The organism is Rhodanobacter sp. Soil_C_14 (assembly GCF_057657335.1).
On the sequence record NZ_JBDGIQ010000010.1, the window covers coordinates 18,016 to 41,797 of the forward strand.

The following is a 23,782-nucleotide window of genomic DNA, read 5'->3' on the forward strand; positions in this document are numbered from 1 at the left end:
TACGGGAAGCGTCGATGCCGGCGAAGCGCCGGGCGGGTCGGAGCGGCGGGTCAGGGCGACCAGAAGGCATCCAGTCGCGCGTTGCCCGGCTCCAGCGAGCCGTTCAGATGCAGCACGGCCAGCGCCCCGGGAGGCATGCCACGGAATTCGTCGGAGCGGCCTTCGACCAGCAGCGCGACCAGGCGCTCGATGCCGGGATTGTGGCCGACCAGCAGCACGGTGCCGGCATCGTCGTGCTGGTCGAGCAGGGCCAGCAGCTCGCCGGGCGAGGCGTCGTAGATCTCGGCGGCCTGTTGCGGCACCGGGGCGTTGTCGATCGCCGCCAGCGCCAGCCGGGTGGTTTCGTCGGTGCGCAAGGTGGGCGAGCAGAGCACCCGGTCCGGACGCAACTTGTGCGAGGCCAGCCACAGGCCGGCGGCCTGGGCTTCCTGCTCGCCGCGGCTGCTCAGCGGGCGTTGTCGATCCTCGCCGGTGGCTTCTATCGGCACCGCTTCGGCGTGGCGCAACAGGATCAGTTCGTGCATGGGGAACTCCGGCAGTGGTTGCGCGAGGCGCGCGGGATGCATCAGGGAGCGTGTTTCAGTGCTGGCGCTTGATCCAGCGCAGCAAGGCCTTCCAGTCCTGCTGGTGACTGCGGACCTGTTCGGACTGGTAGTCGAAGATGCCCTTGCCGAGGCCGGCCAGCAGCACATAGGCCTGGCTGTCGCGCAGTTGCGCCGCGATCGGGAAGGGCGATTGCTCGGCGAGCCGGGTCACCGCGTCCTGGCTGGCATGGGTCCACGGCTTGAGCCGGTTGGCCACCAGCGCCACCGGCAGCTTGCCCCGGTGGATGCGGTTGATCGAGCGCAGCTCGTCGAGGAAATGCAGGGTGGCGTCGAGGTCGAACGAGGACGGCAGCACCGGCACCAGCAGCACGTTGGCCGATTCGAGGTAGGGCTCGAGGTCACGCTCGGTGGAACCGGCCGGGGTATCGATCAACAGCTGCTGCGTGTCCGGCGGCACCCGCTGCAGGCCGCGTCGACCGCCTTCGAGCGCCAGCACGCCGGGGACGTTGTCCGGCCGCAGTTCGGCCCAGTGGAAGCTGGAATGTTGCCGGTCGCCGTCGACGATGGCCGTGTGCTGCCCCGCCTGTGCCCAGTGCGACGCCAGTTGCGTCACCAGTGTGCTCTTGCCGCAACCACCCTTGCTGCTTGCCACCAGCGTCGTAAGCATCGGATCACCCCTGCCACGTAAGGTGATCCCAGCCTAACGGGCGAGGCGCGAAAGGGGAATGGGCCTGGGCAGGGAATCGGGCAGGGACGATCGCGAAGCGGAAAAGCGCTCCGCTCCGCCCTTCCCCTGTGCCCTATTCCTGATTCGCCGCGGTTCGCGGCTGCCAGTCGGCAGGCGGGTCGGTGGGGATGCTGTTCTCGCGCAACGCAGCCAGTTGCAGGCTCATCTGGGTGCCGCCCTTGCGGGCCAGCGCCAGCAGGCGCTGCGACAGCGCGGCATCGTCCGGGGCGCGGGCCAGCAGCTGGGTGAAGTTCTGCACCTGCCAGATCAGCGTGCGGCGGGCGTCCTTCGCTTCCTGTTGCGCGGCCGGATCGTCGGAAAGCACCTCGCGCAGGTGCAGGCCCAGCGATCGGGCCAGCGGGCTGGAGCCCCATTCCAGCGTCTTGCCCAGTGCCAGGCAGTCGGACTTGATCGAGGCATCCTTGCCGGCGTTTTCGCAAAGCTTGGCGATCAGCGGCAGGCTCGGCTGCGGCTGGCTGCTGGCCAGGCCGAACACCAGGATGGTCTGCATGCCTACCGCGCCACCCGCATGGGCGGGGTCCAGCGTGTCGGCCGGCGGCGGCAGCACGCCGACTGAGCCAGCCAGCGCCTGCAAGCTGACGCCGCTGTAGTCGTCGTAGAGTTTCGCCGCCGCGGCCTTGGCCAGGTCGTCGCGCGCGTCATCCTGCTTCATGCCCCGCGCGTCGGCGCCCAGCTTGACCAGCCAGACGGCGGCGTTGTCGGGGGCCTGGCTCAGCAGCTTGTCCAACGCGGCGCTGTTCGGACACGCATCGGCCTCGGCGTCGCAATCGGCCAGCTGGGCCCAGCTGATGGCGGCGCCGGCGCCTTCGGCCATCGCCGCCCGTTCGATCAGTCGATGGAAGCTGTTGGCGGGCGGCTGGTTGAACAGTGGACGTGCCAGCAGCGCAGCCCCGAGCAGGCGGTTCGGATCGCCACCGGGTGCCAGCACGCTCACCAGGTCGCGCTGAAAGGCCAGCTGCGCCTTGTCGCGGGCCTGGGCACTGGCGCTGGGGCCGTGCGCCTTGGCGTCGGGTTGGGTCTTGGCGGCGAATGCCGGTGCGGCCAGCAGCGACAGCGAGCAAACCAGGGCGAGGTGACGCAGTCCGTGCAGCATGGGCGTGCTTCCGCAGTCAAAGCGTGCAGCATACCGCCCGCAGATTAAGCGTGGCTGATTCGGCGGTCGGCCAAAATGCGCGGTTTTCACCGAGCTTGCTAGGATGGGCATTCCCCGGCGCAAGGCCGCGCCCCCAATGATTATCGTTCGGGAGACGCGTAGTGGATCATCTGTCGACATTCGCCGACGGCGCACCTTGGTTTGTCGGTTGGGGCACGCTGGCCCTGATCAATGCCGCGCTGGCACAGGGCAAGAACCGCAGCGGCCTGCTGTGGTTTCTGCTGTCGCTGCTGCTGGGGCCGATCGCCACCTTGCTGATCGTGCTGCTGCCGAAGGTGCGCTCGAAGATGTTTTGAATGCGGAGCTGCTGGCCCGAGGTGGGCCTGGGCACCACCAGAGCGCGCTTGTTCCAAGCCGCGCTTCGGAGATCCGTACCATGTCTATTTGAAGCTTTTGGCTTATTCGCCAAAAGCTTCGCGCATGAATTCCGGCTGGGCCAGTGCGCCCTTGTGGATTTCGGCGTTGTAGTAGCGGGTGGGGAAGTTCTTGCTCAGCGCGCCGCGCTCGCGGAAGCCGGACAGGTCGCCGCCCTTGCGCGCCATCGTGCAGCTCCACCAGCCGGTGGGGTAGCACGGCTGCGGGAACGGCAGGGTCTTCACCGCGCTGAAGCCGGTGGTGCGCATCGCCGAGCGCATCGACTTGATCAGCTCCAGATGGGCCAGCGGTGATTCGCTCTGCTGCACCAGCAGGCCGCCGTGACGCAGTGCCTTGAAGCAGCTGGCGTAGAACGCGGCGTTGAACAGACCTTCGGCCGGACCCACCGGGTCGGTCGAGTCGACGATCACCAGGTCCAGCGAATCGGGTTCGGCGTCGGCCATGTACTTGATGCCGTCGATGAACAGCAGCTCGGCGCGCGGGTCGTTGTTCGACTCGCACAGCTCGGGGAAATACTGCTCGGCCAGGCGGGTCACGCGCTCGTCGATCTCCACCTGCACGGCCGACTCGACTTCCTCGTGCTTGAGTACCTCGCGCAGCGTGCCGCAGTCACCGCCGCCGATGATCACCACGCGCTTGGCCCGCGCATGGGTGAACAGCGCCGGGTGGGTCATCATCTCGTGATAGAAGAAGTTGTCGCGGGTGGTCAGCATCACGCAGCCATCGATCACCATCAGGTTGCCCCAGTCGGTGGTCTTGTGGATCTCGATGGTCTGGAACGGGGTCTTCTCCGCGTGCAGCAGTTGCTCGGTGCGGAAACCGATGGAGGAACCGGAAGCCTGGTGGGCTTCGGTGAACCAGCTGGCTTCATTCGGCGTGGTCTGCTGCGACATGGCGGGTGTTCCTGACGAACCGTGGTGGGATAGCAAGACTGCCCATTGTAGCGACAACCGCCGTGAACGTCCCGCCAGCGGCGGCCGGGTCTTGCGCATATCGTCACACCCGCCCGTTACAATGGCGACTGGCCTGCCGGCGTCCTGCCGGTGGCCGACCAGTCCGATCGGCCCCGCGGCGTGCGAGGCTTCCGGTCGCTCGGGCTCGTGCTCCTACCGTTGAGCAAGACGTCAAGGCTCGCCGCTGCGACGACATCATCCTTTTCCATCGAGGAGATCTCTCACCATGGCGAACCCCTGGAACACCGACGCTGCCCGCCACACCTACGCCGTACCCCACTGGGGCGACGGTTATGTCGACGTGGACAGTGCCGGCGACATCGTGATGCGCCCGCGTGGCGTCAACGGCCCGGCGCTGTCACTGCCGCAGATCGTCGAGCGCGCCCGCGCCGAGGGCCTGCGGCTGCCGCTGCTGGTGCGCTTTCCCGACATCCTCGCCGACCGCCTGGCGCGGCTGCAGGGCGCGTTCGCCCAGGCGATCGCCGAACACGGCTACGCCGGCGGCTATACCGCGATCTACCCGATCAAGGTCAACCAGCAGCGCGGCGTGGCCGGCGAGCTGGTAGCCGCGGGCACCCACGGCTTCGGCCTGGAGGCGGGCTCGAAACCCGAGCTGATGGCGGTGCTGGCGATGGCGCGGCCCGGCTCCATCGTGATCTGCAACGGCTACAAGGATCGCGAGTACATCCGCCTGGCGCTGATCGGCAAGAAGCTCGGCCTGCGCGTGCACATCGTGATCGAGAAGCTGTCCGAGCTGGAGCACGTGTTCAGCGAGGCGAAGGCACTGGACGTGGAGCCGCTGCTCGGCGTGCGCGTGCGCCTCGCCTCGATCGGCGCCGGAAAGTGGCAGAACACCGGTGGCGACAAGGGCAAGTTCGGACTGTCGCCGAACCAGGTGCTGACCCTGATCGAACGGCTCGACGCGGCCGGCCTCAAGCACACGCTGAAGCTGCAGCACTTCCACATGGGCTCGCAGATCTCCAACGTGCGCGACATCGCCAACGGCATGCGCGAAGCCACGCGTTACTTCGTCGAGCTGCGCCGGATGGACGTGCCGCTGGAGATCGTCGACGTCGGCGGCGGCCTCGGCGTGGACTACGAGGGCTCGCGCTCGCGCAGCCACAACTCGATCAACTATTCCATCGAACAATACGCCTCGACCATCGTGCAGTCGCTGGCCGAGGCGGTGGCCGCCGAAGGCCTGGCCGCGCCGCATATCCTCACCGAGGCCGGCCGCGCGATGACCGCGCACCACGCGGTGATGGTGGTCAACGTGACCGAGGTCGAGGAAGTGCCGGCCGGCGCGATCCCGCCGCCGTGCGCGGACGAGCCGCCGGTGCTGCGCCGCCTGCGTGAAACGTACGGGGAGCTGGATCGGCGCCCCGCGCTGGAGCTGTTCCACGAAGCCCAGCACCACCTCAGCGAAGGGCAGACGCTGTACGCGCTGGGCCAGCTGGCGCTGGCCGACCGCGCCCGCCTGGACGAGATGTTCTATGCCGTCGCCAACGCGGTGCGCACGCGCCTGCTGCCGGCCGAGCGCTCGCATCGCGCCGCGCTGGACGAGCTGGACGAGAAACTGGTCGACAAGTATTTCGTCAACTTCTCGGTGTTCGAGTCGATCCCCGACGTGTGGGCGATCGGCCAGATCTTCCCGATCGCGCCGATCGCAAGGCTCGACGAGCAGCCGACCCGCCGGGGCGTCATCGTCGACCTCACCTGCGATTCGGACGGTCGCATCGACCACTACGTCGATGCCGAGGGCGTCGACGTCAGCCTGCCGCTGCACCCGTTGAAGGACGGCGAGAGCTACCGGCTCGGCATCTTCATGGTCGGCGCCTATCAGGAGACCCTGGGCGACATCCACAACCTGTTCGGCGACACCGATGCGGTGAACGTGCGCGTGGATGGCGACGGTTACGTGTTCGCGCACAGGCGCAGCGGCGACACCACCGACCTGATGCTCGACTACGTGGGCTACGACCTGGAAGCGCTGCGGCAGAGTTACCGCGAACGCATCGCCAGTGCCGGCGTGAGTGGCGCCGAGGCGGCGCAGCTGTACGGCGTGCTCGACGGCGGCCTCACTGCCTACACCTATCTGGCCGAGGACGTCGGCTGAGGTCCTGTCCCAAGGTCCGATGGCGCCGTGCGCAACGGCGCCTACAATTTGCGGCATGCGCGCGGCCTGCGGCCGCGCCTTCCCCACCCGAAGGAGCAAAGGCATGAGCAGTCTTGAAGGCAAGGTCGCCCTGATCACCGGCGCAGCCAGTGGCCTCGGCAAGGCGATCGCCGAGCTGTACGCGAAGCACGGCGCCAGCGTGGCGATCGCCGACATCAACCAGCAGGCCGCCGATGCGGTGGCGGCGGAAATCAACGCCGCCGGCGGCAAGGCGATCGGCATCGCGATGGATGTCAGCAACGAGGAGGCGGTCAACGCCGGCACCGACAAGGTGGTCGCCGCGTTTGGCCGTCTGGACATCCTGATCTCCAACGCCGGCGTGCAGATCATCAACCCGATCGACCAGCTCGCCTTTGCCGACTGGAAGAAGATGCTGGCGATCCACCTGGACGGCGGGTTCCTCACCACCAAGGCCGCGCTGAAGCACATGTACCAGGACGACGGCGCCGGTCAAAGCCGCGGCGGCATCGTGATCTACATGGGCTCGGTGCATTCGCACGAGGCCTCGATGCTGAAGGCGCCCTACGTCACCGCCAAGCACGGCCTGCTCGGCCTGGCCCGCACGCTGGCGAAGGAAGGCGCGCCGCACAACGTGCGCTCGCACGTGATCTGCCCGGGTTTCGTGCGCACGCCGCTGGTCGAGCGGCAGATTCCCGAGCAGGCGCAGGAGCTGGGCATCAGCGAGGACGAGGTGATCAGGAACGTGATGCTGAAGAACACCGTCGATGCCACCTTCACCACGCTCGAAGACATCGCCCAGACCGCGCTGTACCTGGCCACCTTCCCGTCCGCCGCACTGACCGGCCAGTCGATCGTGGTCAGCCACGGCTGGTTCATGCAGTAACGGCCGGAGAACAGACGTTCGTCTGTTGGAGGCCGGGATGACCAGACGTTCGTCTGTTGATTTGCAAGAGCGCAGGGCGGGCACCGCTCGCCAGACTCGGCGGCGCGGTTTCTACGGGTCGCGCGCGACCTGCAAGCCCGCGGCCGACTGGCTGACCGGCATCACCTCGACGCGGTTGATGTTGAGGTGTGGCGGCAGGTTGGCGATCCACCAGATGGTGTCGGCGATGTCGCCGGCGCTGATCGGATGGGCGCCGGCGTAGAGCTGGTCGGAGGCGGCCTGGTCGCCGCCGGTGCGGACCACGGTGAATTCGGTTTCGGCCATGCCCGGCTCGATCGAGCTGACCCGCACGCCGGTGCCGTGCAGGTCGCAGCGCAGGTTCTGCGAGAACTGGGTGACGAAGGCCTTGCTGGCGCCGTACACGTTGCCGCCGCGGTAGGCGTAGCTGCCCGCGATTGAGCTGATGTTGACGATCGCGCCGCGGCGTTCGATCAGCTGCGGCAGCAGCAAGTGGGTCATCGTCACCAGCGCGGTGACGTTGGTGTCGATCATCTGCTTCCACTGCGCCAGGTCCGCCTGCTGCGCCGGGGAAGTACCCAGCGCCAGTCCCGCGTTGTTGAGCAGCAGATCGATGGCCGCGAAGGCCGGCGGCAGCGCCGCATGTGCCGCGCGCATCGCGTTCTCGTCGCGCATGTCGAAGGCCGCCGCGTGCACCTTGTCGGCACCGTGCCGGTTCACCAACTGCTGCAGGCGCTCGGCGCGGCGGCCGCTGGCGATCACCCGCCAGCCGCCGGCCACGAAGCGTTCCACGGCGGCGGCGCCAAAGCCGGAACTGGCGCCGGTGATCCATGCGGTCTTGCTTGTCATGCGCAGTGTTTCCAGGGAGTGCTCAGCGACCTTCTTTCAGCGCGATCGCGTTGATGCCGGCGCCGGCCAGGCGCTGCTTGGTCGATTCCAGGTCGGTGGCCGAACGGAACGGCCCCAGCCGAACCCGGTGATAGGTCTGCCCGCCGATGCTGACCGACTGCACGTTGGCCACGAAGCCCTGCAAGGCCAGCTTCGCCTTCAGCGTTTCCGCATCGGAGGCGTTCGGGAAGGCGCCCACCTGCAGCAGGTAACCGCTGCCGGCACCGGGCTGCGCCACGGCGCTGGCCGGCGCCGCGGTGACGTTCTGGGTGACCGCCTGGGGTGCATTTGCCTGCGCCGCGGCCTGCGCCGCCTGTTGCGCCTGCAGCTGGGCCGCCTGCTTCTGCTGCTGCTCGACGCGCGCTTGCGCGCTGATCTCGGCGTCGGGGATGCGCACTTCCTTTTCCGACAGCACCGAGTAGAAGTCGAACTGCGGTTTCTTCGGCGCCGTGTCGCTGGCGCCGGATTCGAGCACGCCCGGCGCGCTGCCGCGCTCGGCGGTGGCCTGCGGGTTCGCCTGCGGACCGTCGGCCTTGCGCAGGCTGGTCAGCAGGCTGCCGCGCATCATCACCGCCATCAGGATCACCCCGGCCAGCAGGCCGATGACGGCGTAGCCCCATCCCGGGAAGCCACTGCTGCCATTGCGCACGGCCTGTCGGCCCTTGCCCTTGCGTGCTGCCATTACATCTTCTCCGGGGCACCGAGGCCCAGCAAATCCAGACCATTCTTCAACACTTGCCGAGTCGCCACCACCAGCGCCAGGCGCGCGTTGCGCAGGTCCGCGTCCTCGACCAGGAACTGATACGAGTTGTAGTAGGTGTGGAACGCGTTGGCCAGTTCACGCAACCACGCGGCGACCAGATGCGGCTCCAGGCTCGCCGCAGCGGCCTCGACCACTTCCGGATACTTCGACAGCTCGGTCAGCAGGATCTGTTCGTGTTCGTTGTCCAGTCGGTCGAGGTGGGCCAGGCCGTCGGCGACGTCCACCGTGAAGCCCTTTTCCGGTGCCTGGCGCAGCACGCTGCAGACGCGGGCGTGCGCGTACTGGATGTAGTACACCGGATTGTCGTTGGACTGCGAGCGGGCCAGGTCGATGTCGAATACCAGCTGCGAGTCGCTCTTGCGCGAGATCAGGAAGTAGCGCGTGGCATCCCGACCGACCTCGTCGATCAGGTCGCGCAGGGTGACGTAACTGCCGGCGCGCTTGGAGATCTTAACCTCTTCGCCACCCTTCATCACCGTCACCATCTGGTACAGCATGTAGTCGGGGTAGCCTTTCGGGATGCCGCAATCGAGGGCCTGCAGGCCGGCCTTCACCCGCGCCAGCGAACCGTGGTGGTCCGAGCCCAGCACGGTGATGGCCTTGCCGTAGCCGCGCTGCCATTTCGACAGGTGGTAGGCCACGTCGGGCAGGAAATAGGTATAGGTGCCGTCGGACTTGCGCATCACGCGGTCCTTGTCGTCACCGAACTCGGTGGTGCGCAGCCACAATGCGCCGCCTTCCTCGTAGGTATGGCCGTGGGCGACCAGTTCGCGCACGGTCTCCTCGACCTTGCCGTCGCTGTACAGCGACGACTCCAGGTAGTACGTATCGAAGCCCACGGCGAACGCCTGCAGGTCCAGGTCCTGCTCGTGACGCAGGCTGGCCACCGCGAAGCGGCGGATCGCGTCGAGGTCGTCCACGTCACCCGCGCCGACCACGGTTTCGCCGTCGGCCACCACCGATTCGCGATCGAGATAGGCGCGCGCCACCTCGGCGATGTAGTCGCCGCGATAGCCGTTCTCGGGCCAGTTGCTGTCTTCCGGCGTGATGCCGCGCGCGCGCGCCTGCACCGAGATCGCCAGGTTGGCGATCTGCACGCCCGCGTCGTTGTAGTAGAACTCGCGCTTCACGTCCCAGCCGCTGGCGTCGAGCAGGCGGCTCAGGCAATCGCCGATCGCGGCATTGCGGCCGTGGCCCACGTGCAGCGGGCCGGTCGGGTTGGCCGAGACGAACTCCACGCCCACGGTCTTGCCGGCACCGCTGGTATTGCGGCCGTAGGCGTCGCCTTCGGTCATGATCCGACGCACTTCGGCGTGGTAGGCGCCGGCAGCCACGAAGAAATTGATGAAGCCCGGGCCGGCGATCTCGACTTTCGCCACCAGCGTGTTGGCCGGCAGTGCGGCCACGAGTTTCTCGGCCAGTTCGCGCGGCTTGGCGCGCGCGGCCCTGGCCAGCAGCATCGCCACATTGCAGGCGAAATCGCCATGTTCGCGACTGCGTGCACGTTCGATCACGAAGCCCGGCAATTCGAGATCGGTGGGCAGGATGGCATCGGCTTGCAGGGACGTGATCGCCTGCAGCACCAGTTCGCGCAGCTGTTCTTTCACGGGTGGGGTCGGTTTCGTGATGGAACCGCCAATCCTAACAGACCGTCACGGCGGCGAAACGCGCCCGTATGGGCACCGATGACAGCCGGTGGCTGCTGATCCCGTCTTGCTGCGGCGCCGCGAACCGGCTTGTGGATAAGTCTGTGGGGAAAGCTGCGTCCCGCAAACGGCGGCCGGCCCCTGACGCCATCCGGTTCCGCTGTCGCAAGAAATTATTCAATTATTTCATTGGCTTGATGAATAAAACTCAGGTGAATCGGCGAGCTTGCCCGGCAAGGGTTGGTATCACCGTTTTGTGCATAAGTTTCGGCAACTTGGCCGCATCTTTGCGGCGGGGAATCGTCATCGACCTGTCATGCGGCGCTGCGACACTGGCCAGGCCATGAGATGACCTCCCCTCCAGATCCTGGCAAACGGAGATGCCGCTCTCTCCTCACTCCCCAATCGGCCTCACGGCGTGGCTCTTGCCACGCCGTCTTTTTGTGGACCGATGCCTGGCAGACGCGCCCGTTCAGATCAGGCCGCGGGCGGCCATCGATACCGGTTCGCCGCTGCCGATGACCAGGTGATCGAGCACCCGCACGCCGACGAGTTGCAGCGCGTTGCGCAATTCATGGGTGATGGCCCGATCGGCGGCGCTGGGTTCGGCCACCCCGGAAGGATGGTTGTGCGCGAAGATCACGGCGCAGGCGTTGTGCTGCAGGCAGGCGCGCACGACCTCGCGCGGGTGCACGCTGGCGCCGTCGACCGTGCCCCGGAACAACTCCTCGAAGGCGAGTACGCGGTGGCGGTTGTCCAGATAGAGGCAGCCGAACACCTCGTAAGGCAGGTGGCGCAGGCGCGCGCGCAGGAAGTCGCCGCTGTCGCGCGGGTTGCCCAGGCTGGGCTTGTCCTGCAGTTGTTCGGCCAGGCTGCGCCGGGCCAGTTCCAGCGCCGCGGCGATGCGCGAACGCTTGGCCGGACCCAGTCCGCCGACCCGGATCTGCTGTTCCGGGCGTGCCAGCAGCGCGCCCAGGCTGCCCGCGTTGGCAAGCAGCTCGCGGCCCAGCGCCAGCGCATCCTTGCCGCGGCTGCCGCTGCCCAGCAGCACCGCCAGCAGCTCGGCATCGGACAGCGCGGAGCTGCCGCGCGCCAGCAGTTTTTCACGGGGACGTTCGCCCTCGGGCCAGTCGCGAATGCTCATGCACGGACGTTGCCGGAGCAGGCCTGCAGCAGGCAGCGGTGGGCGGGGATGAATCCGGTAAGCTAGGTCACTGCCCGACTGTCAGGCCCGCCTTACATATGAGTCTTGCCCAACGCCGCATCCTGCTGGGAGTGTCCGGCGGCATCGCCGCCTACAAGTCCTGCGAGCTGGTTCGCCGGCTGCGCGACCTCGACGCCGAGGTGCGCGTGGTGATGACCGAGGGCGCCACGCATTTCGTCAGTCCGACCACCTTCCAGGCGCTGTCCGGACAGCCGGTGCGGGTGAGCCTGTGGGACGCCCAGGCCGAGGCCGCGATGGGCCACATCGAGCTGGCGCGCTGGGCCGAACGCATCCTGGTGGCGCCGGCCAGTGCCGATCTGCTGGCGCGCCTGGCCCACGGCATGGCCGACGACCTGCTGACCACGCTGTGCCTGGCCAGCGCCGCGCCGCTGTACCTGGCGCCGGCGATGAACCAGCAGATGTGGGCGCACCCGGCGGTGCAGGCGAACATGGCCACCTTGCGCCGGCACGGTGCCCGCGTGCTGGGGCCGGCGGTGGGCGACCAGGCCTGCGGCGATATCGGTAGCGGGCGCATGCTGGAACCGCACGAGCTGCGCGATGCCCTGCTGGCCTCGTTCGGCGATCGCTGCCTGGCCGGCCTCAAGGTGGTCGTAAGCGCCGGACCGACCTATGAAGACATCGATCCGGTGCGTTTCATCGGCAATCGCAGTTCGGGCCAGATGGGCTTCGCCGTGGCTGCCGCCGCGGTCGCGGCCGGCGCCGAGGCGACCCTGGTGGCCGGGCCGGTCAGCCTGGCCACGCCGGCGGGCGTGCATCGGCGGGTGGATGTGCGCAGCGCGGCGCAGATGCATGCGGCGGTGCTCGAGGCGGCGACCCGTGCGGACATCTATATCGGTGCGGCCGCGGTGGGCGATTACCGCCCGCAGGAAGTGTCGGCGCAGAAGCTCAAGAAGCGCGACGGCGGCGAGCTGGTCCTGCATCTCGATGAGAATCCGGACATCCTGGCCAGCCTTTCGGCGGAAACCGCGCACCCGTTCCTGGTCGGATTTGCCGCGGAGACGCATGATGTGGCCACGTATGCGCAGGGCAAGCTGCGCCACAAGGGGCTGGACATGATTGCGGCGAATCAGGTGGGCGGTGGCCTCGGTTTCGAGGCGGCCGACAATGCGTTGACGCTCTACTGGGCCGACGGCTCGATCGAGCTGCCGCGAGCGGCGAAGACGGAGCTGGCGCGCCAGTTGGTCGCCCGGGTGGCGGAGCGTTACCGGGCCACCCGTGCATGAACATCGATGTGGCGATGAAGATCCTCGATCCGCGCCTGGGCGACAGCATTCCGCTGCCGCAGGCGGCGACCGCGGGCAGCGCGGGCATGGACCTGCGCGCCGCGCTGGAACAGCCTCTGACCCTGGCGCCGGGCGAAAGCGCGTTGGTGCCCAGCGGCATCGCGATCCATATCGATGACCCCGGCTGGTGCGCGCTGATCGTGCCGCGCTCGGGGCTGGGTCACAAGCATGGCCTGGTGATGGGCAACCTGGTCGGGGTGATCGACGCCGACTACCAGGGGCCGTTGATGATTTCCTGCTGGAATCGCGGGCGCGAGTCCTACACCATCGCCGTGGGCGATCGCATCGCGCAATTGCTGCTGGTGCCGGTGGCGCAGGCACGACTGCATGTGGTCACCGAGTTCGCAGCCAGCCAGCGTGGCGAGGGCGGTTTCGGTTCGACCGGTATCCGATAGATCGACGAGTCGGTTCGGGATGGACCGAACCGGCTTGCAGCTTCAGCCGCGGGGGCGGAAATGGCGTTGAACATCGCAAAAGAGCGCTTGAGCAACCTCAGGGTCGACTGGTCGACACTGTTGCCGCTCGTCGGCGCCACCGTGCTGCTGCTGGTGGGCCTGTTCTGCGCCTGGCAGACCTGGCTGATCGCCGACGAGGGTGGTGCGATCAATCGGGTTCACCAGGCCCAGGACCAGGCGGTCAGGGCGATGTCCGAGGAGATCGTCAACCAGCGCCGTTCGATCGAGAAGGTACTGGCCGGGGTGGACCCGGCCACCCTGATGAGCGATCCGGCGCAATCCGCCGCCGCCCTGCGCCAGCAGTTGCCCCAGGCCAGGAAGCTCGAGTTGTACAGCGGTGACCTGGCCGAGGTGTTGCGCGCGAACTACCGCGAATTCGGTTATGCCAAGGCCGCCCAGTTGATGGCGGCGCAGAGTGCCGACGGGGTGCCGCCGGCACAGAGTGTTTCCTACGGCAGCGGGGATCGCCGGTTGAGCCTGGTGATTCCGCTGGGTCTGCCGCAACAGACCCAGGCGTGGGCCTGGGTCGAACTGCCGTTCGCGCCGATGAAGCAGCGCTTCGACGCCATCTCGCCGGAGGGTGGCCGGCTGGAGCTGCGCCAGGGCGACGACAGTGGCTACATCCAGCTGTTTTCCAACGGTTCGAACTCGGCCGAAATCGAGGCCACCGGCAAGCCGGTCGCCGGCAGTGCCTTCAGCGTGGGCGTCGGTCTTCCCCGGGCGTTCATCGTATTGCCACGCTCGGTGATCTTGAGCGCGCTGCTGGCCCTGCTCGGGCTTGGCGGTGGCGGCTACCTGAGCTGGCTGCGTCTGCGTCGCCAGCAGGTGCTGGCAGAGCCGGAGGAGGACGAGCTGCCGCTGGCGACACCCGTGCCTGCCGCCCCGGAAACGGCGAGGCGGCCCCGCACTTCGCCGGCAGCTCCGTCGCCGCCGCCAGCGGCCGCCCCGGTGCCCGCGACGACCAGCGTGGACCCCGCCATCTTCCGTGCCTATGACATCCGTGGCGTGGTCGGCAAGACCTTGGACGCGGACGTGGCGCGCCTGCTCGGTCAGTCGATCGGCACGCTGATGGGCGAGAAGGGCCTGCGCGAAATCGTGGTTGGCCGCGATGGCCGGCTGTCCGGCCCGCAGCTCGCCGCTGCGCTGGCCGACGGCCTGCGCGACGCCGGCATCGACGTGATCGACATTGGCGCGGTGCCCACGCCGGTGGTGTATTACGCGGCCTATCGCTTCAATACCGGCTGCGGCGTAGCCGTCACCGGCAGCCACAACCCGCCGGACTACAACGGTTTCAAGATCGTGGTCGGTGGCGAGACCTTGTCCGAGGGTGCGATCCAGGACCTGTACCAGCGCATCGCCAGCGGCGCGCTGGCCAGTGGCGGCTCCGGTGGGCTGCGCCAGGTCGACGTGGCGCCGGATTACATCGAGAAGATCGTCTCCGACGTGCTGGCCGAGCGCCGTCTGAAGATCGTCGTCGATTGCGGCAACGGCATTCCGGGGGCGATCGCGCCGCAGGTGCTGGAAGGTATCGGCTGCGAGGTGGTGCCGCTGTACTGCGATGTCGACGGCAGCTTCCCGAACCATCATCCGGACCCGTCCGACCCGGCCAACCTGGAAGATCTCATACTCGCCGTCAGGCAGACCGGCGCCGATCTTGGCGTGGCGTTCGACGGTGACGGCGACCGCCTCGGCGTGGTCTCCCAGTCCGGCGAGATCATCTATCCGGATCGCCTGTTGATGCTGTTCGCGCGCGATGTGCTGTCGCGCCAGCCCGGCGCCACCGTCATCTACGACGTGAAATGCACCAGCCACCTGAAGGGCCAGGTGCTCGACGCCGGCGGCAGTCCGCTGATGTGGCGCACCGGTCATTCGCTGATCAAGGCAAAGATGCGCGAGACCGGGGCGGAGCTGGCCGGCGAGATGAGCGGGCACTTCTTTTTCAAGGAGCGCTGGTACGGCTTCGACGACGGCATCTACGCCGCCGCGCGATTGTTGGAGATCCTTGCCGGCGACCTGCAGGGGCGCAGCCCCGCAGAGGTCTTCGCGACCTTGCCCAAGAGCGTCTCCACGCCGGAGCTGAAGGTCGAGCTGGCCGAAGGCGAGCACTACCGATTCATGGACAAGCTGCGCCAGCAGGCGACGTTCGAGGACGCCACCTTGATCACGATCGACGGCGTGCGCGCCGACTGGTCTGACGGCTGGGGTCTGGTGCGTGCATCGAACACCACGCCGGCGCTGGTATTGCGCTTCGAGGCGGACAATGCGGCCGCGTTGACTCGCATCCAGCAGGTGTTCCGCAAGCAGCTGCTCGCGGTGGATCCCAGGTTGAAGCTGCCCTTCCCGTAGGGCAGCGGTCACTGCAATGCCGCGAAGTGGAACGTGCGGCCCGGAGCTTCCTACTCGCCCGAGCGATCCTTGTCCTGGGCGGCCTTGACCTCGCGGTAATGCGCCATCAGCTGGGTCTGCTGCCGTACGGACTGCGCACGCGCCGTCTGCTGGCGCTGCAGGGTATCGCGCAGCGAGGCCACCACGTTGCGCTGCCTGGCGATGTTGTCGACCAGGGTTTTCGGCACGGTTTCCTTGCCGTTCTCGATGTCGGCGGCGCGGCCGAGCAGGTCGGTCAGCGCCTTCTCCTGGCTGCGCAGGTTGATCCGCGTCGTGTTGATCTGCTGGTCGTAGGTGTCCAGCGCCTGCTGCAGCGAGATCTGATAGGACTCTTCATCGGGATAGGCCGACAGCATCTGCGCGTCGGCGTTCGCGCGCTCCTGGATGGCGCGGTCCTTCGCGGCCTGTTCGGCGGCCAGCTTGTTGGCGGCTGCCCGCTCCTGCGCGTTCAGCTGGCGCGACACGCGTTGCACCACCAGGCCACGATCATTGACCAGTTCGTAGCCGTACTTCATCGCCTCGGTGGTGAGGCTGTCGCTGAAATGCACCAGGCCCTGGCCGTCGTGCCATTTGTAGCGAAGGCCGGTGTTCTGCGCGTACGCCGAAGCGCTCGCGCACAGCACGATGGCAGCAATGATGAGCAATGGTCTACGCATGGATTTCCCTCTTGCCGGCCAGTATAGCCGCGCCGGTCACACTGGCTAGCCGCTGCCCGGCGGGATGCACGGGCAATCGCGACTACTGTGACCGGTGTCGTTGCAGTCTATGGGCCAGGGCTGAACTCAAGGCTGAACCCCGTACTGCTGCCGATAGGCCAGCAGTCGGGCGTGCTCGGCGGTCAGTTGCGGGTGCTCGCTGGCGTAGGCCAGCACGTCGTCGAGGCTGGTGATCGCGATGACCGGAATGCCGTGATCGGCAGCCACCTCCTGGGCGGCCGAACGCTGGCCCAGGCCGCGTTCCCGCCGGTCCAGCGCGATCAGCACGCCGGCGGGCGTGGCGCCGTGGGCGCGGATCAGCGCCAGCGATTCGCGCACCGCGGTGCCGGCGGTCATCACGTCATCGACGATCAGCACGCGACCCTGGAGCGGGGCGCCAACCAGCACGCCGCCCTCGCCGTGCTCCTTGGCCTCCTTGCGGTTGTACGCCCAGGGCAGGTCGCGCCGATGCTGCTCGGCCAGCGCGATGGCGGTGGCGGCGGCCAGCGCGATGCCCTTGTAGGCCGGACCGAACAGCATGTCCACCGGCAGGTCGGCATTCACCAGCGCGGCAGCGTAGGCGCGGCCGAGCTGGGCCAGCGCGGCCCCGGAATCGATCCGGCCCATGTTGAAGAAGTACGGGCTCTGGCGTCCGGACTTCAGGGTGAACTCGCCAAAGCGCAGCACCTCGCGCTGCAAGGCCAGTTCGATGAAGTCGCGTTGGTAATCGTGCATGGTCGTCTCGCGCAGGTCGGTTTCGATGCAGCGCGTTCCACAGACCGCGGAACGCGTGGCGGGCGCCATGGTACAGCCGGTGTCCCGGTGATGCCGATGGCGAGTCCGGAAGACAGGCTTGTTATGATGGTCCATCCGCTTCGGGAGCATCCATGCGCATCATCAGCCTCAATGCCAACGGCATCCGCTCGGCCGCCACCAAGGGCGTGTTCGACTGGCTGCGCACGCAGGACGCGGACGTGGTCTGCCTGCAGGAAACCAAGGCGCAGGAAAACCAGCTGAGCGACCCGATGTTCCGCCCCGACGGCCATCACTGCTTCTACCGCGACGCCAGCAGCAAGAAGGGCTACAGCGGCGTGGCGATCTATGCCAGGCGCGAGCCCGACCAGGTGCTGACCGAACTGGGCTGGGACGAATTCGACAACGAGGGCCGCTACATCGAGGCGCGCTTTGGCAACCTCAGCGTGGTCTCGCTGTATTTCCCGTCCGGTTCCTCCGGTGACGAGCGCCAGCAGTTCAAGTTCAAGGCGATGGAGTGGATCACGCCGATCTTCGACCAGTGGCTGAAGAGCGGCCGCGACTACGTGATCTGCGGCGACTGGAACATCGTGCACACGAAGAACGACATCAAGAACTGGGCATCCAACCAGAAGAACTCCGGCTGCCTGCCGCAAGAGCGCGCGTGGCTGGACCTGCTGTTCCAGCAGCGCGGCTGGGTCGACAGTTTTCGCGCGATCAAGCCCGAGGCGGTCGAATATACCTGGTGGTCGAACCGCGGCCAGGCGCGTGCCAACAACGTGGGTTGGCGGATCGACTACCAGGTCTGCACGCCTTCGCTGCGCGAGCGCATGCAGGCGTGCTCGATCTATCGCGACCAGCGCTTCTCCGATCACGCGCCGTACATCGTCGACTATGCCGACTGAGTCGGGCGCGCCCAAGCCGGCGAAGCCGTCGGTCTGGCGGGCGTTCGCCCAGCCGGCGGCGTGGACGATGTTCCTGCTCGGCTTCTCCTCGGGGCTGCCCTTCCTGCTGGTGGCCGGCACGCTGGCGTACTGGCTGAAGGAAAACGGCATCAAGTTGGCGGACATCACGATGATCGCCAGCGCGGGCATGACCTATGCGTTCAAGTTCGTCTGGGCGCCCCTGCTCGACCATGGCCGGATTCCCGGTTTCGCCCGGCTCGGCCAGCGCCGCGGCTGGTTGTTGTTTGCGCAGCTGGGCGTGGTGATCGGGCTGCTCGCCATGGCGCTGTTGACGCCGGCGCAACTGCCCCTGTTCGTGGTGGCCACGCTGGTGGTGGCCTTCTTCGGCGCCACCCAGGACATCGCGGTGGATGCTTACCGGATCGAGATCGCTCCGATCGAGGCGCAGGGCGCGCTGGTGGCGACTTACTCGCTGGGTTACCGGATCGGTCTGCTGCTGGCCGGTGCGGTGGCGCTGATCCTGGCCGACCACCTGCCATGGCGGACGGTCTATGCGCTGATGGCGCTGGCGATGGCGGTGCCCGTTGCGACAACCTTGATGGCGCGCGAACCCGAGGTGCTGCGGGTGCGTGCCGCGCGCTGGCGCGATGCCATGCGCGAAAGCGTGATCGATCCGTTCGCCGATTTCTTCCGCCGCTACGGCTGGGTGCTTGCCCTGGTGACGCTGCTGTTCCTGCTGCTGTTCAAGATGCCGGAGCAGGCGACCATCGGCGGCATCATGAGCCCGTTCTACCGCGACATGGGTTTCTCCAAGACCGAGATCGGCACGATCACCAAGATCTACGGCATCTGGATCGGCATTGTCGGCGTGTTCCTCGGCGGCGCCGCGGTAGCCCGCTGGGGCGCCTGGCGGCCGCTGGGCGTCACCATCGTGCTGTGCGGCTGCAGCAACCTGTTGTACCTGCTGTTGATCGCCCATCCCGGCAACCTGCTGGTGCTGACCCTGGTGATTTCCGGCGAAAACCTCACCCTGGGCATGCTGGGTCCTCCGACCGTGGCGTTCCTCTCCTCCCTGGTCAACCGGCAGCACACGGCGACCCAGTACGCGCTGCTCAGTTCGTTGGTGAACCTGCCCGGCAAACTGCTCGGATTCTTCGCCGGCGGCATCGCCACCGCCACCGGATACGGCGGCTACTTCGTGATCACCGTGCTGGCCGTGCTGCCGTCGATGATGCTGTTCGCGTGGCTGTGGCGGTATTTCCGCGGCGCCGAGCGCGAACGGCTGGCGAACGAATCGGGCAACTGAAGACAAGTCCTGTCCCACGGGCCCGGACGCGACAACGCGCACAAGCGGACTGCGAAGCAGTCCACGGATTCCTGCTTCCGGCGCCCTGCCCGCTGATGGCTATGCAAACATCGGTGGTACAGGGCATGTGTAACATGGAGTGACGCTTGTGCCGGACATGATCTTGCAGCACGTCGACAGCCTGCTCACCGAGCGCATCAGGGCGTTGGCCAAACATCGCCACTGCTCCATCAACGACGTGATGCTGCAGGCATTGCGCAGCGGACTGGGCATCTCGGTGGCCCATCACTTCAGCGAAAGCCAGCGCGACCCCGACGCCTTCGGCAGTCTCGACGGGCACTGGGAAGATGCCGAGCAGGGCGTGTTCCAGGAAGCCCTGCGCGCGCTGGCGCATACCCGGCCGACCCAGCTGGCTCCGGAGCGGATTCGTTACGACGAACCGGCCGCCGGCGCGGAATAGATGGCGCCCAGCACGCGGGGACCGCGTGCGCCGGTGACCGACGGAAGGTTGCTCGGCAATCCCAGCAGCCGCTGTCGCGCCAGCCAGGCGAAGGCGGTTGCTTCCAGGAAGTCGGGGTCGACGCCGTAACGCGAGGTGCTGAGAAGCGCCCGGGGCGCCAGCAGCTCCGTCAGCCGCCGCATCAGCGCGCCGTTGTGGACGCCGCCGCCGCAGGCCAGGACTTCGCGGGCATCCGGCGCGTGTTGCGTGATCGCCGCGGCGACACTGCGCGCGGTCAGCTCCAGCAAGGTGGCCTGCACGTCGGCCGGTTGCAGCGCCGCCAGCCGCGCGTGGGTTGCGAGCCAGTCCAGGTGGAAGTATTCGCGGCCGGTGCTCTTGGGTGGCGCCAGTGCAAAGTAGGGATCGTCCAGCAGCTGCGCGAGCAGGGCTTGGTCGGCTTGGCCGCTGGCCGCATACCTGCCATCCCGATCGAACGACTCGCCGCGCTGGCGCAGGCACCACGCGTCGAGCAGGCCATTGGCCGGGCCGGTGTCGAAACCGAGCACGCTGCCATCGGCGCCGAGCACGGTGATGTTGGCGATGCCGCCCAGATTCAGCACGACCCGCGTGTGCCCCGGTCGGGCCAGCAGCATCGCGTGCACGGCAGGCAGCAGCGGTGCGCCCTGCCCGCCGGCGGCGATGTCGGCGCGACGAAAATCCGCCACCACATCGATCCCGCAGAGCTCGGCGATGACGCTGGGGTCGCCCAATTGCAGGGTGAACGGATAATCGCCGCCGGGCCGATGACGCAAGGTCTGGCCATGGGAGCCGATCGCGCGGACAGCCGACGCCGGCGTGCCGCTGCGCTTGAGCAGCTCCAGCGACGCTTCGGCGAAGCCGTGGGCGATCTCCACGTCCAGTCGTCCCAGCGCGTCCAGATCCGGCGCGCTCTCGCCTTGCGCCAGGGCGAGCATCCGCTCGCGCAACGCGCCGGGCCAGGGGTGCGAGTGACTGGCCAGCAACTGGGGCATGCCGCGGTGGAAGCTGACCAGCACGCTGTCGATGCTGTCTGCGCTGGTGCCGGAAATCAGCCCGAGATAAGTCGCCGACGCATCGTCATCCACGGATGGGGATGCTCAGTTGTCGTGGTTGGCAGGAGTGCTGGCGCGAGCCAGCTTGATGCGCGAGTCCAGTTCGGTGAGGCGCGCCAGCTGCGGCTTGACCACGTCAGCCTTGAAGCGCGCCATTTGCGCGGCGGGCAACGGTTCGGGCTTCGGCAGGGTAACCGTCTGCGGATTGCGCTGCTGGCCGTTGACGCGGAACTCGTAGTGCAGGTGCGGGCCGGTGGCCAACCCTGTCATGCCCACATAGCCGATCACTTCGCCCTGGCGCACGCGTTCACCCACATGCTGGCCCTTCACGAAACGCGACATGTGGCCGTACGCAGTGCTGATGGTCTTGTCGTGCTGGATCACCACGAAGTTGCCATAGCCGCGCTCCCAGCCGTGATATTTGATGACGCCATCGCCGGCTGCGTGGATCGGCGTGCCGCTTGGAGCGGCGTAATCGACGCCCTTGTGCGCGCGCATGCGACCGAGGATCGGGTGCAGCCTTGCCGTGGTGAATTTCGAGGAGATCCGGGTGAAGTCGACCGGAATGCGCAGGAACGACTTCTGGATCGGCCGGCCGTCCTCGCTGTACCAGCCGTAGCTGCCGTCGGCCTTCTTGAAGCGGTACGCGGTATAGCGCTTGTCCTGGTTGATGAACTCGGCGGCGATGATGTTGCCCTGGCCGTAACGCACGCCATCGCGGTAGATGTCGTCGTAGATCACCGTGAAGCTGTCGCCGACGCGGATGTCCTGCACGAAATCGATGTCGTACTTGAACAGGTCGGCAAGCTTGCCCACCATCGCCGCGTCCATGCCCGCCTGGTCGCCGGCGGCATAGAGGCTGCTGCGGATGACGCCATGGGCGACCTGTTCGCGCAGGTCCATGTCACGCTGCTGGATCGCCAGCGTCGGCTGTGCGCCATCGAGTCGAACGATCGCGCGGCTGGCCTGGTCCTGGTCGAAACGAAAACCCTTCAGGCTGCCGTCGCTGCCGAGCAGGAAGTCGAACTCCTGCCCCGGACGGATGCTGTGCAATGCGGACTTCGCCGAACCGGCAGCGTCCATGACGCGTTGCAGGTCCGCCATGCCAAGGCCGCGTGCGTTGAAAATGTCGGAGAGCGTCTGGCCGGGCTGCACCCGCACTACCTGCCAGTCGTCCACGGTCGGGCTGGTGATGCTGGATGGCACCGCCTTGGGCAGCGCAAGCGGAAGCAAGGCGTGGACTTCCGGTGTCGGCGCCGGCCGCATGGCGCTGGCCCATGCGGGCATGATGAAGCCGGACAGGGCGGTAATCAGCAGGGCGGTACCGGCCAACACCAGGCGTTCGCGATGCCAGCGGATCGGTTCGATTTCGCCGGAGCGATTGAACGACCAATGTGCACAGCGTTCGTAAAAGTTGGAGTGTCGGCGCTGTGCCTTGCGGCAGATCGCCTGCTTGCGGTTTTGCCGCGCCCCCTGCTTTTCTTCTGCCATGCTGTATCGCCCGCGTTACAAAGTACAAACTGCGCGTACCATAACGGTCATGTGTAAAGGGCGTCAATGCCTTTCCCATCAAGGGTTTGCAACACATTCCTTGTTAACACACAATTAACGTTGACGGCACGGTCACATTGTCTGCCGCGGCCCACTTTTCACCAGAAGAGAAAGAAAACACATGAGCGAGCTTGAGCAGGCGCTGGCCACCATTGCCCGTGGCGCCGACGAAATCATCAAGCGGGAAGACCTGGCCGAGCGCCTGAAGATCGGCCGCCCATTGCGGATCAAGGCGGGTTTCGATCCGACGGCACCGGATCTGCATCTCGGGCACACCGTATTGCTGAACAAGATGCGCCAGTTCCAGGACCTGGGACACCAGGTGATTTTCCTGATCGGTGACTTCACCGGCATGATCGGCGATCCGACCGGCAAGAACGTCACCCGCAAGCCGTTGACCCGGGAAGACGTGCTGGCCAACGCCGAGACCTACGCGGAACAGGTCTACAAGGTACTGGACCGCGAGAAGACCGAGTTGCGTTTCAACTCCGAGTGGTTCGGCAAGATGAGCGCGGCCGACATGATCAGGCTCGCGGCGCAGCACACCGTGGCGCGCATGCTCGAGCGCGACGACTTCACCAAGCGCTACGCGGCGCAGCAGCCGATCGCGATCCACGAGTTCCTGTATCCGCTGGTGCAGGGCTACGACTCGGTGGCCCTGAAGTGCGACGTCGAGCTCGGCGGCACCGACCAGAAGTTCAATCTGCTGATGGGCCGTGCGCTGCAGGAGCACCACGGCCAGCCGCCGCAGGTCGTGCTGACCATGCCCTTGCTGGAGGGGCTGGACGGCGTCAACAAGATGTCCAAGTCGCTGGGCAACTACATCGGCATCAACGAGCCGGCCATCGACATCGTCACCAAGACGATGAAGATCGGCGACGAGCTGATGTGGCGCTGGTTCGAGTTGCTCAGCTTCGAGGTGTCGCTGGACGAGCTTTCCCAGATGAAGCGGGACATCGCCAGCGGTGCACTGAATCCACGCGACGCCAAGCTGCGTCTGGCCCGCGAGCTGGCCACACGCTTCCACGACGCGGCGACCGCCGAACTCGCGATCGCCGGTTGGCATGCGGTGGTGCGTGGCGAGGGCGACACCTCGCTGTTGCCGCAGACGGATGTCGTCGTGCCCGGCGAGGGTCTGCGCCTCGGGGCTTTGCTCACTGCGGCCGGACTGACGGCGAGCAACTCCGAAGCGAATCGGAAACTGAAAGAGCGTGCGGTGCGCATCGATGCCGAGGTGGTCGAGGATGCGCAGCGGGTCTTCCATGCAGGCTTCGAAGGCGTACTGCAGGTTGGCAAGCGCAATTTCGCCCGCGTGCGATTGGTCCAGGGCTGACCGGGGCGTCGTTCCAGCGCTGCGTTCGGTGGACGCGAAAATTAAATTTCGCGTCGGCTCAGCGGTTTGCGCAACATCTGCAAGGTTTCTCTGAAGAAGCGCTTGCCAAACCGAAAACACATCGTATTATTCGCAGCCCGCAGTCGCCCAACGTCGCAAGACGGACCGCCGGGACCTCGAAAAAAGCTTTCACGAGGGTGTTGACGGAGAGGAAAAGCGATGTAGAATGGGCGGCTCACCTAGGACGAAACG

General features: G+C 66.9%; 22 protein-coding genes. 10 read left to right on the forward strand and 12 right to left on the reverse strand.

Features of this window, described 5'->3' with window-relative positions:
• Positions 1–50: 50 nt before the first annotated feature.
• The 3 genes from AC3A56_RS17365 to AC3A56_RS17375 form a co-directional block, all read right to left on the reverse strand.
• Positions 51–524 carry a SixA phosphatase family protein gene (locus tag AC3A56_RS17365; RefSeq protein WP_487771193.1) on the reverse strand — a complete coding sequence of 158 codons (474 nt, stop codon included), beginning with the start codon at positions 522–524 and terminating at the stop codon, positions 51–53.
• Between the two features lie 55 nt (positions 525–579).
• Positions 580–1,212 (reverse strand): ParA family protein, encoded by a 633-nt coding sequence (locus tag AC3A56_RS17370; protein ID WP_204109976.1) that lies wholly within the window; start codon positions 1,210–1,212, stop codon positions 580–582.
• 133 nt (positions 1,213–1,345) lie between these two features.
• Positions 1,346–2,386, reverse strand: coding sequence for a hypothetical protein (locus AC3A56_RS17375; protein ID WP_487771194.1), 1,041 nt, complete (start codon positions 2,384–2,386; stop codon positions 1,346–1,348).
• Between the two features lie 161 nt (positions 2,387–2,547).
• Between AC3A56_RS17375 and AC3A56_RS17380 the strand changes: the two genes are divergently transcribed.
• Positions 2,548–2,742, forward strand: a complete 195-nt coding sequence (locus AC3A56_RS17380; protein WP_056715824.1) for a hypothetical protein — start codon at positions 2,548–2,550, stop codon at positions 2,740–2,742.
• 102 nt (positions 2,743–2,844) lie between these two features.
• On the opposite strand, the gene speE is transcribed toward AC3A56_RS17380, so the two are convergent.
• Positions 2,845–3,714, reverse strand: coding sequence for a polyamine aminopropyltransferase (gene speE / locus AC3A56_RS17385; RefSeq protein WP_056715821.1), 870 nt, complete (start codon positions 3,712–3,714; stop codon positions 2,845–2,847).
• A 286-nt stretch (positions 3,715–4,000) separates the two neighbouring features.
• Here speE and speA point away from each other — a divergent pair, with 286 nt between their 5' ends.
• Positions 4,001–5,890: an arginine decarboxylase gene (gene speA / locus AC3A56_RS17390; protein WP_487771195.1), complete on the forward strand. Its 1,890-nt coding sequence runs from the start codon at positions 4,001–4,003 to the stop codon at positions 5,888–5,890.
• Between the two features lie 103 nt (positions 5,891–5,993).
• Positions 5,994–6,794 (forward strand): 3-hydroxybutyrate dehydrogenase, encoded by an 801-nt coding sequence (locus tag AC3A56_RS17395; protein WP_487771196.1) that lies wholly within the window; start codon positions 5,994–5,996, stop codon positions 6,792–6,794.
• Between the two features lie 111 nt (positions 6,795–6,905).
• Here AC3A56_RS17395 and AC3A56_RS17400 read toward each other — a convergent pair whose 3' ends face one another.
• From AC3A56_RS17400 to radC, 4 genes are all read right to left on the reverse strand, one after another.
• Complete coding sequence (locus AC3A56_RS17400; RefSeq protein ID WP_487771197.1) at positions 6,906–7,661, reverse strand: SDR family NAD(P)-dependent oxidoreductase; 756 nt, start codon at positions 7,659–7,661, stop codon at positions 6,906–6,908.
• A 22-nt stretch (positions 7,662–7,683) separates the two neighbouring features.
• Positions 7,684–8,382: an SPOR domain-containing protein gene (locus tag AC3A56_RS17405; protein WP_007810527.1), complete on the reverse strand. Its 699-nt coding sequence runs from the start codon at positions 8,380–8,382 to the stop codon at positions 7,684–7,686.
• Entirely contained in the window at positions 8,382–10,070 is a 1,689-nt protein-coding gene (gene argS / locus AC3A56_RS17410) for an arginine--tRNA ligase (protein WP_056764541.1), read from the reverse strand. The genes AC3A56_RS17405 and argS overlap by 1 nt, the downstream gene beginning before the upstream one ends.
• A 511-nt stretch (positions 10,071–10,581) precedes the next feature.
• Positions 10,582–11,253 (reverse strand): RadC family protein, encoded by a 672-nt coding sequence (gene radC, locus AC3A56_RS17415; protein WP_056715803.1) that lies wholly within the window; start codon positions 11,251–11,253, stop codon positions 10,582–10,584.
• Between the two features lie 98 nt (positions 11,254–11,351).
• Here radC and coaBC point away from each other — a divergent pair, with 98 nt between their 5' ends.
• Genes coaBC through AC3A56_RS17430 form a run of 3 tightly spaced genes read left to right on the forward strand, consistent with a single transcriptional unit; the run spans position 11,352 to position 15,418 of the window.
• Positions 11,352–12,557 carry a bifunctional phosphopantothenoylcysteine decarboxylase/phosphopantothenate--cysteine ligase CoaBC gene (coaBC, locus tag AC3A56_RS17420; protein WP_487771198.1) on the forward strand — a complete coding sequence of 402 codons (1,206 nt, stop codon included), beginning with the start codon at positions 11,352–11,354 and terminating at the stop codon, positions 12,555–12,557.
• Positions 12,554–13,012, forward strand: coding sequence for a dUTP diphosphatase (dut, locus tag AC3A56_RS17425; protein WP_056715797.1), 459 nt, complete (start codon positions 12,554–12,556; stop codon positions 13,010–13,012). Before coaBC ends, dut begins: the two co-directional genes overlap by 4 nt.
• A 60-nt stretch (positions 13,013–13,072) precedes the next feature.
• Positions 13,073–15,418, forward strand: a complete 2,346-nt coding sequence (locus AC3A56_RS17430; protein WP_487771199.1) for a phosphomannomutase/phosphoglucomutase — start codon at positions 13,073–13,075, stop codon at positions 15,416–15,418.
• 50 nt (positions 15,419–15,468) lie between these two features.
• On the opposite strand, the gene AC3A56_RS17435 is transcribed toward AC3A56_RS17430, so the two are convergent.
• On the reverse strand, positions 15,469–16,113 hold the full coding sequence (locus AC3A56_RS17435; RefSeq protein WP_487771200.1) for a DUF4124 domain-containing protein: 645 nt from the start codon (positions 16,111–16,113) through the stop codon (positions 15,469–15,471).
• A gap of 126 nt (positions 16,114–16,239) precedes the next feature.
• Positions 16,240–16,887: an orotate phosphoribosyltransferase gene (pyrE, locus tag AC3A56_RS17440; RefSeq protein ID WP_487771201.1), complete on the reverse strand. Its 648-nt coding sequence runs from the start codon at positions 16,885–16,887 to the stop codon at positions 16,240–16,242.
• Positions 16,888–17,039: 152 nt separating this feature from the next.
• Here pyrE and AC3A56_RS17445 point away from each other — a divergent pair, with 152 nt between their 5' ends.
• The 3 genes from AC3A56_RS17445 (at position 17,040) to AC3A56_RS17455 (ending at position 19,576) form a co-directional block, all read left to right on the forward strand.
• Positions 17,040–17,810 carry an exodeoxyribonuclease III gene (locus AC3A56_RS17445; protein ID WP_204109965.1) on the forward strand — a complete coding sequence of 257 codons (771 nt, stop codon included), beginning with the start codon at positions 17,040–17,042 and terminating at the stop codon, positions 17,808–17,810.
• Positions 17,800–19,116 (forward strand): AmpG family muropeptide MFS transporter, encoded by a 1,317-nt coding sequence (locus AC3A56_RS17450; protein WP_487771202.1) that lies wholly within the window; start codon positions 17,800–17,802, stop codon positions 19,114–19,116. Before AC3A56_RS17445 ends, AC3A56_RS17450 begins: the two co-directional genes overlap by 11 nt.
• 157 nt (positions 19,117–19,273) lie before the next feature.
• Positions 19,274–19,576, forward strand: a complete 303-nt coding sequence (locus tag AC3A56_RS17455; protein ID WP_235577737.1) for a hypothetical protein — start codon at positions 19,274–19,276, stop codon at positions 19,574–19,576.
• On the opposite strand, the gene AC3A56_RS17460 is transcribed toward AC3A56_RS17455, so the two are convergent.
• Positions 19,546–20,679: an anhydro-N-acetylmuramic acid kinase gene (locus AC3A56_RS17460; RefSeq protein ID WP_487771203.1), complete on the reverse strand. Its 1,134-nt coding sequence runs from the start codon at positions 20,677–20,679 to the stop codon at positions 19,546–19,548. The two genes, AC3A56_RS17455 and AC3A56_RS17460, sit on opposite strands and share 31 nt — an antisense overlap.
• Positions 20,680–20,691: 12 nt before the next feature.
• Positions 20,692–22,137: an OapA family protein gene (locus tag AC3A56_RS17465; RefSeq protein ID WP_487771204.1), complete on the reverse strand. Its 1,446-nt coding sequence runs from the start codon at positions 22,135–22,137 to the stop codon at positions 20,692–20,694.
• 181 nt (positions 22,138–22,318) lie between these two features.
• On the opposite strand from AC3A56_RS17465, the gene tyrS reads away from it, so the two are divergent.
• Positions 22,319–23,530: a tyrosine--tRNA ligase gene (gene tyrS / locus AC3A56_RS17470; protein ID WP_487771205.1), complete on the forward strand. Its 1,212-nt coding sequence runs from the start codon at positions 22,319–22,321 to the stop codon at positions 23,528–23,530.
• Positions 23,531–23,782 lie beyond the last annotated feature (252 nt).